The organism is Streptomyces sp. NPDC048419 (assembly GCF_043200415.1).
Classification (GTDB): Bacteria; Actinomycetota; Actinomycetes; order Streptomycetales; family Streptomycetaceae; genus Streptomyces.
Genome location: NZ_JBICXT010000012.1, coordinates 262,441 through 277,097 on the forward strand (window position 1 = coordinate 262,441; position 14,657 = coordinate 277,097).

Here is a 14,657-nt window from a genome sequence, read left to right on the forward strand (position 1 = left end):
CCGCCGTGGAAGCGTCGTGGTGGTGGTTCACGACCGTCGTCGCACCAGCCGCAGCAGATCGGCATTGGAGCCCCGGCGGGCCCAGGCGATCAGGGCGAGCGGCACGATGAGGATCAGCGGGGTCGCCGCGTTGTCGCCGCCGAAGACGGTCATCTGGACGACGCACGCGCCCACCATGAGCGCGCTGAGCGCGATCGCGGCGACGGACTGCAGCACCGGGATCAACAGGGCCACGCCACCGGCCAGTTCGAGCGCGCCGATGGTGTACATGCCCGCGCTGCCCCAGCCGATCTTGTCGAAGGCGTCGACGGCGTACTGGTTGCCGATCAGCTTGGGCAGGGCGCTCGCGATGCCGTAGAAGAGGGCGATCAGCACCTGCACGGTGCGCAGGGCGATCCGGGCGCGGCGGCCGCGGGCGGTCGCGGACTCGGCGATGACCGGGGTGGAGGCGACGCGAGCGGTGGTCTGGGACATGGGGTTCTCCTGTGGAAGCGGTGGAAGCGGTGCGTCTTGCTGTCACAGGGGTAGACCGGCCCTCGCCGAGGAACTCATCGCCGCCGGGCGGAATTTCGTGCACGCCGTCCCGGAGCGGGGAACCACCGAGCACGCCGTCCCGGAGCGGGGAACCACCGAGCACGCCGTCCTAGAGCGGGAACCATCCGTGTCCGATGTACCAGTGCCGGCCCGCCCGCAGATGGTCCCCGACCGCCCGTTCCACCGCCGTGCGCCGCGGCAGGGTCTCGATGGGCAACTCCGGGTCGCCGAAGACGAATTGCACCGGCTCGGTGTCGGCCTGTTCCCGCTCCTCGCGGGCGATCCGGAAGCGGTCCTGGAACCGCACGATGTTGGAGCCGGCGGGCAGGTACTCCTTCAACTGCGCGTCCAGCAGCCAGGAGTGGCAGAGCGCGGCCCGGAACTTCTCCTCGGGATGGTGCCGCGCGAAGAAGTCCGCGGCCAGCGCCAGCGAGCGCTCGCACGCCGCCGGCGACAGCGGGCCGAGATGGTCCGGGATGTGGAGGTTGAGGCAGAGCGCTCCGTCCGACATGTCCAGGCCGGCCGCCGTGAGCGTCCGCGAGGTGCGCTGCCCGGGCCGCGTCCGCTCGAACTGCAGCCGTCCCAGCTGGTACAGCTCGCCCCGGAAGTGGCGGGTGAGCCACCACGGCGCCTGTACGCCCGCCCGGCCGTGCCGCCGCCGGTGCACGGCCATGTTCCGTCCCAGGTCGGCGAGGGTGCGCCGGGAGACGTCGTCCGGGATGCCCCGCGCGCGGTGGTACGCGCGCGTGTACGGCAGCGCGGCGACGAACACGTACACGGGGAAGCAGCGCTGCAGCGGTCCCGACGCCCAGTCGAGCTGGGGCAGGTCCACCGCGCCGCCGACCTCCCCCATGCCGCGGACGAGCTCGTCCACCGAGGCCTCGAGGAACCGCAGCAGTTCCGGGTCGTCGGTCACGCGTCGGCCCATCCGCACGAGCGCGTTGATGTCCTCGTGCGGTACGGCGAGGTCCAGCAGCACCTCGGCGAGCTCATCGGCATCCGGCAGCACGCGGCGACCCCCTAGTCCCCTTGTCCTTGGTGAACGTCCGTCCCGAAGAGTACGTTGCAAAGAGGAGCGATGATCCTGATGCGTACGGGCAGTGAGCCGACGACCGCGCGCAGTGCACTGCGGGCGCGGTTCTGGCTGAGCGTGTGGGGGCTGCTGTGGGCGGTCTTCGGCACGGCGGCCTTCGCGCTGGCGGGACGCCCCGGATGGGCGGCCGCCTGCGGTGTGCTGTGGCTGGTGATCACCGTCGACATGACCGTCATCCTCCGGCACATCCGCCAGGGCCCGCACTACCAGCCGGGCCGGGACATCCCGCCGTACCAGCCGCCGGAGAGCCGGCTCCGCTAGCGGGCGCACGCCTCACGACTCGAAGCGTGCCGCCTTCAGGTACTGAGGATTGGGGTCCAGCGCGGCCGCCAGTCTGAAGTGGCGCTTGGCCTGGTCGGGTTCGCCCCGGCGCTCGAAGGTCCGGGCCAGCGCGAAGTGCGCGAAGGCGTTGTCCGGCTCGCGCTCCAGCACGATCGTGAACTCCAGCTCGGCGGGCCGCAGTTGTGCGGCGGCGAAGAAGGCACGGGCGCGCAGCAGCCGGGCGGCGGTGTTCTCCGGGTGTGCGGCGATGACTCCGTCGAGCAACTTCACCGCGCCCCGCGGGTCCCGTGCGTTGAGCAGCTGCTCGGCGGCACGGAAGTCGATGACATGCGTCTCCGGAGTACGTCCGGTCGAACCGCTGGTGTCGGGCACGGCACAGTCCTTCCCTTACTGACAGGGTTCAACGCCCTTGCCAGGACCGCTATTCCTGTGGCGGCCGTGACACCACCGGCGCTACGCCCGCGCCCTGCGCACCAGCTCCGCCCAGACCTCCCTCACCCTGCCCTGGAGTTCTGCCAGCGGCACGTCGTTGTCGATGACGACGTCCGCGATCTCCCGGCGCTTCTCGCGCGTCGCCTGGGCGGCCATACGCGCGCGGGCGTCCTCCTCGGTCATACCGCGCAGCCGGACGAGACGATCGAGCTGGGTCTCGGGGCGGGCGTCGACGACGATCACGAGGTCGTACAGCGGAGCCAGGCCGTTCTCCGTCAGGAGCGGTACGTCGTGGACGACGACCGCGTCCTCGGCGGCCGCCGTCTCCAGCTCGCGGGACCGCTCGCCCACCAGGGGGTGCACGATCGAGTTCAGGACGGCCAGCTTTTCTGGGTCGGCGAAGACGATCGAGCCGAGCTTCGGCCGGTCCAGGCCGCCGTCGGCGCCGAGCACCTCCGCCCCGAAGGCGTCCACGATCGCGGCCAGCCCGGCCGTCCCGGGCTCGACCACCTCGCGCGCGATGCGGTCGGCGTCGATCAGCACCGCACCGCACTCGACGAGCAGCCGTGACACTTCGCTCTTGCCGGCGCCGATTCCGCCGGTCAGGCCCACCTTCAGCATGACCGGAAGCCTAGGGCCTGGCTCCGGCGGCAGGACCGCCGGAGGTCAGTTGTCCCCCTCGCGTTCCGCCAGGAAGCGCTCGAACTCGAGGCCGATCTCGTCCGCCGACGGGATGTCGACGGGCTCGGCGAGCATGTTGCCGCGGCTCTCGGCGCCCGCGACGGCGTCGTACTGGTTCTCCAGGCCCGAGACGAGCGCGGTGAGCTCCTCGTCACCCTCCTGGATCTGCCGGTCGATCTCCGTCTGCGTGCGATGCGCGTCGGTGCGCAGGGAGTGCGCGATGGCGGGGAGCACCAGTCCGGTGGCCGCCGTGATGGCCTCCAGGACGGTCAGGGCGGCGTCCGGGTAGGTGGACCGCGCGATGTAGTGCGGCACGTGCGCGGCAACGCCGAGGACGTCGTGCCCGGCCTCCATCAGGCGGTACTCGACCAGCGACTCGGCGCTGCCGGGGACTTGCGCCTCGTCGAAGGGGCTGGTGTGGCCCGGGACCAGGTCGGTGCGGTTGCCGTGCGGGGTCAGGCCCACGGGGCGGGTGTGCGGGACGCCCATGGGGATGCCGTGGAAGTTCACGGACAGCCGCACGCCGAGCCGCTCCACGATCTGCTGGACGGCGGCGGCGAACCTCTCCCACTCCACGTCGGGCTCGGGCCCGGACAGCAGCAGGAAGGGCGCTCCGGTGGCGTCCTGGACGAGCCGGACGTCGATGGCCGGGTCCTCGTAGTCGGTCCACCGGTCGTGCTGGAAGGTCAGCAGCGGCCGGCGGGCGCGGTAGTCCACGAGCCGGTCGTGGTCGAAGCGGGCGACGACCTGGTGGGGCAGCGAGTCGAGGACCCGGTCGACGATCTGGTCGCCGGTCTCGCCCGCGTCGATGTATCCGTCGAAGTGGTAGAGCATGACAAGACCGGCCGACTCCTGGGCGAGCGCCATGTCGACAACAGCGAGGCCCTTCGGCTCCCATGCGTACAAACCCTGCGGATCAAGCACTGTGACCGCTCCTCCTCGTGTCCGTACGTCTCAACACGACCTGGAGCAGGCTCATTCCCGCCCACGCCCCTGATCAGCCGTCTCTCAGGCTCTTTTAAAAACAGAGCGGCACAGGTTTGAGGGGCGCGGGGAACCGCGCGACCAGCCACATCCGACCCGCAGCCGAACGACGGCCGGGCAGCACTGAGGGGCCGCACCCCGAAAGGTACGGCCCCTCAGCTATCGGCTAAGCCTCAGCGGTGAGCGTTCAGCTCTGGCCGCCGGCGAGCTTCTCCCGCAGCGCGGCAAGCGCCTCGTCCGACGCCAGCGCGCCGGAGTTGTCCGCACCCTCGGAGGAGTACGAACCGCCCCCGCCACCACCGGACGCGGCCGGAGCCGCACCCGCAGCGTCGCCGCCCTCGGCCGCAGCAGCGGCGTCGGCCTCGCGGGACTTGATGACCTGCTGCTGGTGCTGCTCGAAGCGGGTCTGCGCCTCGGCGTACTGGTTCTCCCACACCTCACGCTGGGACTCGAAGCCCTCGAGCCAGTCGTTGGTCTCGGGGTCGAAGCCCTCGGGGTAGATGTAGTTGCCCTGGTCGTCGTACGACGCGGCCATGCCGTACAGGGTCGGGTCGAACTCGACCGTCGCCGGGTCGGCACCGAAGGCCTCGTTGGCCTGCTTCAGCGAGAGGCTGATGCGACGGCGCTCGAGGTCGATGTCGATGACCTTGACGAAGATCTCGTCGTTGACCTGGACGACCTGCTCCGGGATCTCCACGTGGCGCTCGGCCAGCTCGGAGATGTGCACCAGACCCTCGATGCCCTCGTCCACGCGGACGAACGCACCGAACGGAACCAGCTTCGTGACCTTGCCGGGCACGACCTGGCCGATCTGGTGGGTGCGGGCGAACTGCTGCCACGGGTCTTCCTGGGTCGCCTTCAGCGACAGGGAGACGCGCTCGCGGTCCATGTCGACGTCGAGGACCTCGACCGTGACCTCCTGGCCGACCTCGACGACCTCGGAGGGGTGGTCGATGTGCTTCCAGGACAGCTCGGAGACGTGGACCAGACCGTCGACGCCACCCAGGTCCACGAAGGCACCGAAGTTGACGATCGAGGAGACCACACCGGAACGGACCTGACCCTTCTGGAGGGTCGTGAGGAACGTCTGGCGGACCTCGGACTGGGTCTGCTCCAGCCAGGCACGGCGGGACAGGACCACGTTGTTGCGGTTCTTGTCCAGCTCGATGATCTTGGCCTCGAGCTCCTTGCCCACGTAGGGCTGGAGGTCGCGGACGCGGCGCATCTCGACGAGGGAGGCCGGCAGGAAGCCACGGAGGCCGATGTCGAGGATGAGACCACCCTTGACGACCTCGATGACGGTACCGGTGACGATGCCGTCCTCTTCCTTGATCTTCTCGATGGTGCCCCAGGCGCGCTCGTACTGGGCGCGCTTCTTCGAGAGGATCAGGCGGCCTTCCTTGTCCTCCTTCTGGAGAACAAGGGCTTCGATCTCGTCACCGACGGCGACGACCTCGTTGGGGTCGACGTCGTGCTTGATCGAGAGCTCGCGGCTCGGGATGACACCTTCGGTCTTGTAACCGATGTCGAGGAGAACCTCGTCCCGGTCAACCTTGACGATGACGCCGTCGACGATGTCACCATCGTTGAAGTACTTGATCGTCTCGTCGATAGCGGCGAGGAAGGCTTCCTCGTTACCGATGTCGTTGACCGCAACCTGCGGGGTGGTGGCGGTGGTCTCGGTGCTGCTCGTCATGTGGGAAAGGGCTCCGGTACGGACGGTGAGTCGTAGGTACTGCTACGCCGGGAGCCCGTATCGCCCTGAAGAAGCCGGACAGCCAAGGAAGCGCCCCACCAGATTCTGGTGGTGGCGCCTCGAAAACCGAGGGGACATACAACAGATGCGAGCGCAGCCTGCTACGTCTGAGGTGCGCAGGCCCGCAGCGCAACTTGTAGCATACGGGGGCAGCCGGACAGGGTCAACGCACGAACGCGCACACCCGGGGCGGATCGCCCCATACCCGGCACAAGAACTGTCTCCGGAGGCCACGCGGGGTCCGGCAGACCCCTTCCGTGACACCGCCGGAGGGGCGACGCCACCGCGAAGGTGACGGAAGAGTACGACGAGGGAGCCGATCATCCAAGAGGCCGAAGCCTTCGAACCCGAAGCGACCCGCCGCACGGCCGGCGTCGCGGAAAGCTCCCGGGCCAACCGGGGCTGGTGGGACAGGAACGCGGACGAGTACCAGGTCGAGCACGGCACGTTCCTCGGCGACGACCGCTTCGTGTGGGGCCCCGAGGGCCTCGACGAGGTGGAGGCGGAGCTGCTCGGCCCGCCGGAGGAGCTGAAGGGCAAGGACGTCCTGGAGATCGGCGCCGGCGCCGCCCAGTGCGCGCGCTGGCTGGCCGGTCAGGGTGCCCGCCCGGTCGCGCTGGACATCTCGCACCGCCAGCTCCAGCACGCGCTGCGCATCGGCGCTCCGTTCCCGCTGGTGTGCGCCGACGCGGGCGCGCTGCCGTTCGCGGACGGCTCCTTCGACCTGGTGTGCTCGGCTTACGGTGCGCTGCCGTTCGTCGCCGATCCGGTGCTGGTCCTGAAAGAGGTGCACCGGGTGCTCCGTCCGGGTGGCCGCCTGGTCTTCTCGGTGACCCATCCGATCCGCTGGGCCTTCCCGGACGAGCCCGGACCGGAGGGGCTGAGCGTCTCGGCCTCGTACTTCGACCGGACCCCGTACGTCGAGGAGGACGACCAGGGCCGCGCGGTCTACGTCGAGCACCACCGGACGATCGGCGACCGGGTCCGCGACGTCGTCGCGGCGGGCCTCAGGCTGGTGGACCTGGTCGAGCCGGAGTGGCCGGCCTGGAACACCTCGGAGTGGGGCGGCTGGTCGCCGCTGCGCGGAAACCTGATCCCCGGGACGGCCGTCTTCGTGTGCGAGCGAAGCGAGACGGAGGCACCCCCGGCCGGAGGCTGAGGGAGAGACTGAGCACGTGATCCGCTACGACGCTCTGGACGCGCTGCCCGTACGTGGCGCTCTGCCCGCTCTGGACGAGGCGCTGGAGGGGCGCGGCACGGCCGTCCTGGTCGCGCCGCCCGGCACCGGCAAGACGACGCTGGTGCCGCTTCGGCTGGCGGGGCTGCTGGGCGACGGGCCCGCGCGGCGGGTGGTCGTGGCCGAGCCGCGGCGGATCGCGGCGCGGGCGGCGGCGCGGCGGATGGCCTGGCTGCTGGGCGAGCAGGCCGGCGCGAGCATCGGGTACACCGTGCGCGGCGAGCGGGTCGCCGGGCGGCACACGCGCGTGGAGGTCGTCACGACCGGCGTGCTGCTCCAGCGGCTCCAGCGCGACCAGGAGCTGACGGGCGTCGACGTCGTGGTGCTCGACGAGTGCCACGAGCGGCATCTGGACGCCGACACGGCGGCGGCCTTCCTCTGGGACGTACGGGAGACGCTGCGGCCGGAGCTGCGGCTGGTGGCCGCGTCGGCGACGACGGACGCCGGGGGGTGGGCGCGGCTGCTGGGCGGGGCGCCGGTCGTCGAGGCGGAGGGTGTCTCGCATCCGGTCGAGGTCGTGTGGGCGCCGCCGGTGCATCCCGTGCGGCCGCCGCACGGGATGCGGGTGGATCCGGCGCTCCTCGCGCACGTGGCGTCGACGGTGCGGCGGGCGCTGGCCGAGCGGGACGGGGACGTGCTGTGCTTCCTGCCGGGCGTGGGTGAGATCGCGCGCGTGGCGGGGCAGTTGGTGGGCCTCGGAGAGATCGACGTGCTCCAGGTGCACGGGCGGGCGCCGGCCACCGTGCAGGACGCGGTGCTGGCTCCCGGCGTACGGCGGCGGGTCGTCCTCGCCACGTCGGTGGCCGAGTCGTCGCTGACGGTTCCGGGCGTACGGGTGGTCGTCGACTCGGGCCTCGCGCGCGAGCCCCGTGTCGACCACGCGCGCGGGCTGAGCGCGCTCACGACGGTGCGGGCCTCGCAGGCCGCCGGGCGGCAGCGGGCGGGGCGGGCCGGGCGTGAGGCGGCGGGAACGGTGTACCGGTGCTGGGCGGAGGCCGAGGACGCCCGCCTGCCGCGGTTCCCGTCGCCGGAGATCAAGGTGGCCGACCTGACGGCGTTCGCCCTCCAGGCCGCCTGCTGGGGCGATCCCGGCGCGTCCGGGCTGGCGCTGCTGGATCCGCCTCCGAGCGGGGCGATGGCGGCGGCGCGGGAGGTGCTGACGGCCGTCGGCGCGGTGGACGGTGCCGGGCGGGCCACGGAACGGGGCGGGCGGCTGGCCCGGCTGGGCCTGCACCCTCGGCTCGGGCGGGCGTTGCTGGACACGTCGGGCAAGGGTGCCGAAGTGGTCGCGCTGCTGTCCGAGGAGGCGCCTCGGGAGTACGGGGACGACCTGGCGGCCGCGTTGCGCACGGCCCGGCGCGGCGGTGACGCCTATGCGGGGCGCTGGCGGGCGGAGGTACGCCGGCTGACGAAGGACGGCGAGCGCACGAAGGCGGCGGACGACCGCACCGCGGGCCTCGTCGCCGCCCTCGCCTTCCCCGAGCGCGTGGCCAGGGCCGACGGCGGCTCCTATCTCATGGCCTCCGGGACGCGTGCCGAGCTCCGCGACGGCAGTCCCCTGCGCGGCGCTCCGTGGCTCGCCGTGGCCGTCGCGGACCGTCCCGTCGGCAAGGGGCACGCGCGCGTGCAGCTCGCCGCCGTGGTCGACGAGGACATGGCCCGCTCGGCGGCGGCCTCGCTGTACCGCGCGGACCAGGAGGTGCACTGGGCCGACGGGGACGTCGTGGCGCGGCGGGTGGAGCGGCTGGGCGCGATCGAGTTGGCGGTGCGGCCCCTGACGGACGCCGACCCCGTGCTCGTACGCGATGCGCTTGTGGACGGGCTGCGGCAGGAAGGGTTCGGACTGCTGCGGTGGTCGCCCGACGCGGCCGTACTGCGGCAGCGGCTCGCCTTTCTGCGTCTGCACCTCGGGGAGCCCTGGCCCGACGTGTGCGACGACGCGCTCCACGCGCGCGTGGACGAGTGGCTGGAACCCGAGCTGAGCCGGGCGCGGCGGCGCGGCGACCTGGCACGGATCGACGCCGGGCAGGCGCTCGGCAGACTGCTGCCGTGGGCCTCCGGGGAGGCGGTACGGCTGGACGAACTGGCTCCGGAGCGGATCGCCGTGCCGAGCGGCTCCAGGGTCCGGATCGACTACGGCAATCCCGAACAGCCGGTACTCGCCGTGAAGTTGCAGGAGATGTTCGGGCTGCACGCCTCACCCGCCGTGGCGGGCGTGCCGCTGCTCGTGCACCTTCTCTCCCCCGCGGGCCGGCCGGCCGCCGTCACCGCCGACCTCGCGTCCTTCTGGAAGGACGGCTACAAGGGCGTACGGGCGGAGCTGCGTGGCCGGTATCCGAAGCACCCATGGCCCGAGGACCCCGCCACCGCCGAGCCGACGCGGCACACCAACGCGCGGCTCAGGCGCTGACCGGTTCAGGTGCCGAGGACTCGGCCGGTTCCGGGTCGGCGGGGCGGCGGCTTCGGGCCTCCAGCCACAGCGACAGGGCGAGCAGCGCGATGCCGAGGACCAGGAAGCCCCAGGGCAGGTACGACGTCAGCAGCAGGACGAGGGTGCGGTTGGACTTGACCAGGTTCACGGTGTGCTCGATGTAGTCCTCGCGCATCTTCACGTGGCCGGCGAAGGCCGTCAGCTTGTCGCGGCCGCCGAGGAGGGTGCCGCCGCGCAGTTCCTCCTTGTGGATCTCCTCGCCGTAGACGGGCGCTCCGGTGGTGGGCTCGACCCAGAACCTGCGGACCGTGGTGTACCAGCGGGTGGTGCCGGTCTTGGCGACCGACTCGGGGGTGATGCCCTTGACCGGCATGACCTTGGGGAAGGGGACCTTGGTCCAGGGGACGGTCTGCTCGAAGTAGTAGACCTTCAGGCCGCGGAAGTCCTGCGTGCCCTTGTAGTGGATGGGGTTCGTGGTGCGGGTCTGGGCGTCGAAGTACTCGTAGTCCCGCTTCTGCGTCAGGAACGGCCACTTGAACTCGATGCCGTCCCGCTTCACCGGGTCGCCGTCGACCATCTCGCCGGTGGCGTGCACCGGATCCTGGCTGTGGGCGTCGAAGATGTAGCGCTCGGGGATCTCGGAGACCATCTTGCCGTCGGGGCCCTGGACGTAGGAGAGGCCGTCCCAGACCACGACGTCCCGGCCTGCCGTCCGCTCGATCTTCTTCCCGGCCTCCACGTTGCCCTTGAGGGTCTGCACGATGGTGACCTTGGAGACCTTGCGCGCCTTCATGGTGCCGTAGTCGAGGAGGGTCGCGCCCTTCGCCTCCAGGACCATGTCCTGGTACTGGTCGGCCGGGATCTTGGCGAGGCGCGGGAAGGCGTACCAGCGCAGCAGCGGGGACAGGGCCGCGAAGAACACGGCGAAGGCGAGCAGGACCAGACTGGCCTTGCGGCGCATCTCGGCCTCCCGGGCGGACGGCTGACGGCTGACGGACGGGCTACGGGTGCGACGGCACCGTCGTCAGCAGCGGTTTCGGGGACGTCTTTCCCGTCGGCGACCCCATCGCGGTGATCGTGAGGATCAGCGCGAGGGCGACGGCGAGACCGGTCGCGGCGGCGATCAGGGCGCGCATTCCTGCCTCCCGACGGACTGGAACAGGGGTGGGGCGGGACGGAACTGATACATCGTCAGGTCCGGCACCGTAGCAACGGGCGGCCGAGATGAGAACACGTTGCACACAGACGAGGGCGCCCCGTCCGCCGAAGCGGAGGGGCGCCCTCGTCGTGCGGTGGTTACGCGGAGGGGCTCGCCGTGGTGCTGGGCGACGGGCTCGCCGAGGAGTCGGCGGCCTTGGCCACGGTCAGCTCGACGTCGAGGTTCGCGCCGCCCGCGGTGGTGATGCGGAGGATGAAGCTGCCGGTGGTGTCGTCGGAGTACAGCTTCGGCAGTTTCAGCAGGCCCTTCGCGTCCGTCTTCAGGCCCGTCAGGGTGCGTACGGTCTTGCCGTCCGCGTCCTTGAAGTAGGGACCCTTGTCGTTCGCGGTCGCGTCGAGCTTGGACTTGATCAGGGTGGCGGTGACGCCGACCTTGTCCGCGACGGCGCCCTTGTACGTGGCCTTCACCTCGACCTGGTCGGCGAACTCGCCGCCCGGGGTGCAGGTCAGCGCGGTGTCGCTGGTACGGGCGACGGTGTCGGCGATGCGCTCGGTGACGGTGGCCTTGTAGTCGACGGCCGCCACCGAACGGCCGACGACCGTGGCGCGGACGGTGAAGTCGCCGGTCTTCTCGCCCGCCTGGAGCGCGGGGGCGACGGCCACGCCGGTGCTGTTGGTGACGACCGTGGCGAGTTTCTCGCCGCCGGTGAAGGTGGCGTCGGTGTCACCGACGACGGTGAAGCGGATCCGGACCTTGGCGACGGCCTTGCCGGCCTTGGTCACGGCCTTGGTGCCGATCTTCTGCGTGAACGCGTCGCCGGCCATCGCGGTGACCGTGCCGGTGCCCGAGTTCGCCAGGTGGTCGACGGTGTCGGTGGGCGTCGGGGACGGGGTGCCCGGCGTGCCGGTCGAGCCCCCGGGGGTGGTGGGCGGGGTCGACGGCGGCGTGCTGGGGGGCGTCGAGCCGTTGCCGCCCGGGGTCTTCTTCGGGGGCTTCGGCGAGGTCGACGGCTTCGAACCGGTCGTCTTGCCGCTGTCGCTGCGGTTCGAAGGGAGGGTGCCGGTGCCGTCCGGGATCTCGTGGGTGCCGTTGCGGTAGTACTGCAGCCACGACAGGACGAGGTTCAGGTAGTCCTGCGAGTTGTTGTAGCTGAGGATCGCGCTGTTGAGACCCGCCTGCTCGGCCAGGTTCCAGTTGTTGCGGCACAGGTAGTGGCCGGCGGCGAGGGCGGCGTCGTAGACGTTGTTGGGGTCCTTGACCCCGTCGTCGTTGCCGTCGCGGCCCGCCCACGCCCAGGTGGACGGGATGAACTGCATGGGCCCGACGGCCTGGTCGTAGGAGCTGTTGCCGTCGTACTTGCCGCCGTCGGTGTCCTTGATCAGCGCGAAGCCGTTGCCGTCGAGCTGCGGGCCGAGGATCGGGGAGAGCGTGGTGCCCTCGGCGTCGACCCGGCCGCCGCGGGCCTGGCCGGACTCGACCTTGCCGATCGCGGCGAGCAGTTGCCAGGGCAGGTTGCAGCCCGGCTTGGAGGAGCCCAGCTCCGCCGCGGCCTTCTTGTAGGCGGCGAGCACGGTCGCGGGGATGCCGGACTCGGAGGCGCCCGGGGTCACGGGCGTGGCACTCGGGGACGGCGACGGGCTCGGGCTGTTGAGCGGCGGCAGGTCCGTGTAGTACGGCGAGTTGCCGGTCGCACTGCCGTCGTCGGTGGCGGTCGCCTCGGGAGAGGGCTGCGCGTCGGAGGCGGTCCGTCTGCCGTGGTCGTCGGCGGTGACCCCCGGAGCCTGGGATGCGGACAGGGCTGCGACCGCGGCCGCCGCGACGGCGGTGGTCGCCGCTCCCTTGCACAGCCTCCTGCCGAATTGCGCCGCCATAGAGTGAACCCCTCCCATGGACGCGCGAGCGTCCGTCTTCGTCTGCCGAGCGTGTCCGCTCGCCCCAGGTGTGACGAGCGACCGGTCGATCGGGTTGCGCTCGCGGGCTGCCGAGTCCTGTCTTTTTCTTTTGGTTCTCCTGTTCGACCGCGCGCCGGGCACGGTGACCCAGGCGACCCTACGACAACTTCCTTTGCACCGGGAGCCGTTCGTGCCCGGTTTTCACCAGTTGGCCATGTGCGATTGGTGCGGGGGCAACGCACGCATACTGGAGCGAAGCGATCACCCGGGCCGGCCGCCCGGGCAACGTCCGTCGTGAGGAGCCCAGTTGCCGTTCACCCTGAGCCATGCGGCCGCCGTACTGCCCGCCGTGCGCACCGACGGGAGCGGCCGGGGCCGGCTCGTACCGGCCGTCCTCGTGGCCGGCTCCTTCGCGCCCGACATGACCTATTACGCGGCGAGTGCGGTGTCCGGGGCGATGGAGTTCGGGGAGGCCACCCACTCCTTCCCCGGTGTCTTCACGATCGACGTGCTGGTGGCCTGGGTGCTGGTGTGGCTGTGGCTGCTGGTGCGCGAGCCGCTGGTGGCGCTGCTGCCGCCGTCCTGGCAGCAGCGGCCGGCCGCCCTGCTGCGGTGCGGGGCGCCCCGCGCGCGGGTCCGTCCGCCGCTGGTCGCGCGGTGGTACGTGTCCGCCGCGCTCACGCATGTCGTGTGGGACGCGTTCACACATCCCGACCGGTGGGGCATGCGGCTGTTTCCCGTGCTGGGCCGGGAGTTCGGGGGCTTCCCGCTGTACTGGTACCTCCAGTACGGGGGCTCGGCGGTGGCCGCGGTCGTGATCGCCGTGTGGCTGGTGCGTGCGGTGCGGCGGGTGCCGGTGGGGGCGGGAGCGGTGGGCATGGGGGCGCCGGGTGTGCCCTTGTTGTCGGTACGGGACCGGTGGTGGTCCGGCGCCGTGATCGGCGGGTGCGCCGTGGTGGGCGCCGTGCAGCGCGCGACCCGGTGGTGGGCGTACTGGGGGTCGACGGCGAAGCCGTGGGAGCTCGTCCCGGCCGTCTGCTTCGGGGCGGGTGCGGGACTCGTGCTGGGGCTGCTGCTCCACGGCGCCGGGATCAGAATGTGGCGCCCGTTGCCGGCGGCCGCGGAGCCGGAGCGGGTCAGCGCCGGGGACGGCCGTCCGGCCGGTCGCTGAGGGTACGGGCGGTCACGACGAACACCGTGACGCGGCGTGCGGAGCGGCTGCGGCGGACGCGGCCGGCGAGGTTGGTCACGTAGCTGCGGGCCAGCCCGGCCCACAGCCGCCAGGTGGGCGGCTCCGCGCCGCCCATCGCGATACGGCGCAGCCGGCGCCGGAGATCCGCCGCCGTGCGGCGCAGGACGACCCTGAGGTCGGTGGGGATGCGGGCGGTGCTTGCGCGGGCTGCGAAGGCCGGCACCGGCGCGGGCGGCACGGCGGGCGCCACCTCGGCACTCGCCTGCGCTCTCGCCGGCCGGCGGTTGAGCATGCGTATACCCATGCCCGCATCCTGTACAGGCGGCGAGCGGGCGGCGCCTTTGCGGGGGCCACGTGAGTGACGGGCCCTGCGGGGCTTCGGCCGGGATGTGCGGGTGCGGTCGTGCAGGTGCGGTCGTGCAGGCGTGGTGTGCGGGTGCGGTTCTGCGGGCGTGGTGTGCAGGTGCGGTCGTGCGGGCGTGGTGTGCAGGTGCGGTAGTGCGGGGTGGGGCGCGGGCCGTGGCCCGGGTGGGTTCGGCACCGCCGGAACGCGCCGTAGTGGCTGCTCGCCGTCGCGGCGGTGTTCTTCCCCGGCCGCGGGCCGTGGCCCGGGTGGGTTCGGCACCGCCGGAACGCACCGTAGTGGCTGCTCGCCGTCGCGGCGGTGTTCTTCCCCGGCCGCCAGCCGTGGCCCGGGTGGGTTCGGCACCGCCGGAACGCACCGTAGTGGCTGCTCGCCGTCGCGGCGGTGTTCTTCCGCGGCCCGGCGCGACCGGGGCGACGGCGAGCAACCATCCGCCTGACTAGTGTCCTGCGCCAGAGATCCGTCGGCAGAGGCGGGCGAGGGAGTCGAGGATCTCTTCGGCTGTCTTGGTCCAGATGAACGGCGTGGGGTCGTCGTTCCAGTCGTTGACCCAGGCCCGGATGTCGGCTTCGAGTGCCTGGATGTTCTTGTGTGCGCCGCGGCGGATCATCTGGTGGGCG

At 71.7% G+C, this 14,657-nt stretch carries 14 protein-coding genes and 1 pseudogene; 4 read left to right on the plus strand and 11 right to left on the minus strand.

The features are described 5' to 3' along the window. Positions 1 to 27 precede the first annotated feature (27 nt). A complete protein-coding gene (locus tag ACGFYN_RS25550; protein WP_393868175.1) occupies positions 28 to 474 on the minus strand; it encodes a DoxX family protein in 447 nt (148 codons plus the stop codon). Between the two features lie 169 nt (positions 475 to 643). Then, a complete protein-coding gene (locus ACGFYN_RS25555) occupies positions 644 to 1,543 on the minus strand; it encodes an acyltransferase domain-containing protein (RefSeq protein ID WP_393868176.1) in 900 nt (299 codons plus the stop codon). Between the two features lie 69 nt (positions 1,544 to 1,612). On the opposite strand from ACGFYN_RS25555, the gene ACGFYN_RS25560 reads away from it, so the two are divergent. Continuing rightward, a complete protein-coding gene (locus tag ACGFYN_RS25560) occupies positions 1,613 to 1,888 on the plus strand; it encodes a DUF6343 family protein (RefSeq protein WP_393868177.1) in 276 nt (91 codons plus the stop codon). A 12-nt stretch (positions 1,889 to 1,900) separates the two neighbouring features. Here the strand turns inward: ACGFYN_RS25560 and ACGFYN_RS25565 are convergent, their stop codons facing one another. The 4 genes from ACGFYN_RS25565 to rpsA all read right to left on the minus strand — a co-directional run bounded on the left by ACGFYN_RS25565 (position 1,901) and on the right by rpsA (position 5,702). Beyond that, on the minus strand, positions 1,901 to 2,281 hold the full coding sequence (locus ACGFYN_RS25565) for a tetratricopeptide repeat protein (protein ID WP_393868178.1): 381 nt from the start codon (positions 2,279 to 2,281) through the stop codon (positions 1,901 to 1,903). A gap of 81 nt (positions 2,282 to 2,362) precedes the next feature. Then, positions 2,363 to 2,962, minus strand: coding sequence for a dephospho-CoA kinase (gene coaE / locus ACGFYN_RS25570; protein ID WP_393868179.1), 600 nt, complete (start codon positions 2,960 to 2,962; stop codon positions 2,363 to 2,365). Positions 2,963 to 3,007: 45 nt separating this feature from the next. After that, on the minus strand, positions 3,008 to 3,946 hold the full coding sequence (locus ACGFYN_RS25575; protein WP_393868180.1) for a PAC2 family protein: 939 nt from the start codon (positions 3,944 to 3,946) through the stop codon (positions 3,008 to 3,010). 247 nt (positions 3,947 to 4,193) lie between these two features. Then, positions 4,194 to 5,702 carry a 30S ribosomal protein S1 gene (gene rpsA / locus ACGFYN_RS25580; protein WP_393868181.1) on the minus strand — a complete coding sequence of 503 codons (1,509 nt, stop codon included), beginning with the start codon at positions 5,700 to 5,702 and terminating at the stop codon, positions 4,194 to 4,196. Positions 5,703 to 6,081: 379 nt separating this feature from the next. Here rpsA and ACGFYN_RS25585 point away from each other — a divergent pair, with 379 nt between their 5' ends. Next, on the plus strand, positions 6,082 to 6,921 hold the full coding sequence (locus ACGFYN_RS25585) for a class I SAM-dependent methyltransferase (RefSeq protein WP_393868191.1): 840 nt from the start codon (positions 6,082 to 6,084) through the stop codon (positions 6,919 to 6,921). Positions 6,922 to 6,937: 16 nt separating this feature from the next. Beyond that, complete coding sequence (hrpB, locus tag ACGFYN_RS25590) at positions 6,938 to 9,409, plus strand: ATP-dependent helicase HrpB (protein WP_393868182.1); 2,472 nt, start codon at positions 6,938 to 6,940, stop codon at positions 9,407 to 9,409. On the opposite strand, the gene ACGFYN_RS25595 is transcribed toward hrpB, so the two are convergent. From ACGFYN_RS25595 to ACGFYN_RS25605, 3 genes are all read right to left on the minus strand, one after another. After that, the gene (locus ACGFYN_RS25595; protein WP_393868183.1) at positions 9,399 to 10,391 is read right to left on the minus strand and encodes a DUF3068 domain-containing protein; all 993 of its coding nucleotides are present in this window, start codon (positions 10,389 to 10,391) and stop codon (positions 9,399 to 9,401) included. The two genes, hrpB and ACGFYN_RS25595, sit on opposite strands and share 11 nt — an antisense overlap. Positions 10,392 to 10,431: 40 nt before the next feature. Then, entirely contained in the window at positions 10,432 to 10,566 is a 135-nt protein-coding gene (locus ACGFYN_RS25600; protein ID WP_384258046.1) for an SPW_0924 family protein, read from the minus strand. Between the two features lie 160 nt (positions 10,567 to 10,726). Next, entirely contained in the window at positions 10,727 to 12,460 is a 1,734-nt protein-coding gene (locus ACGFYN_RS25605; protein WP_393868184.1) for a lytic transglycosylase domain-containing protein, read from the minus strand. Positions 12,461 to 12,788: 328 nt separating this feature from the next. Between ACGFYN_RS25605 and ACGFYN_RS25610 the strand changes: the two genes are divergently transcribed. Then, positions 12,789 to 13,652 (plus strand): DUF4184 family protein, encoded by an 864-nt coding sequence (locus ACGFYN_RS25610; protein ID WP_393868185.1) that lies wholly within the window; start codon positions 12,789 to 12,791, stop codon positions 13,650 to 13,652. Here ACGFYN_RS25610 and ACGFYN_RS25615 read toward each other — a convergent pair. Together ACGFYN_RS25615 and ACGFYN_RS25620 are read right to left on the minus strand one after the other, a co-directional pair. Then, complete coding sequence (locus ACGFYN_RS25615; protein ID WP_393868186.1) at positions 13,618 to 13,977, minus strand: hypothetical protein; 360 nt, start codon at positions 13,975 to 13,977, stop codon at positions 13,618 to 13,620. The two genes, ACGFYN_RS25610 and ACGFYN_RS25615, sit on opposite strands and share 35 nt — an antisense overlap. A 499-nt stretch (positions 13,978 to 14,476) precedes the next feature. Beyond that, positions 14,477 to 14,657: pseudogene (locus ACGFYN_RS25620) on the minus strand (IS630 family transposase); the annotation flags it as partial.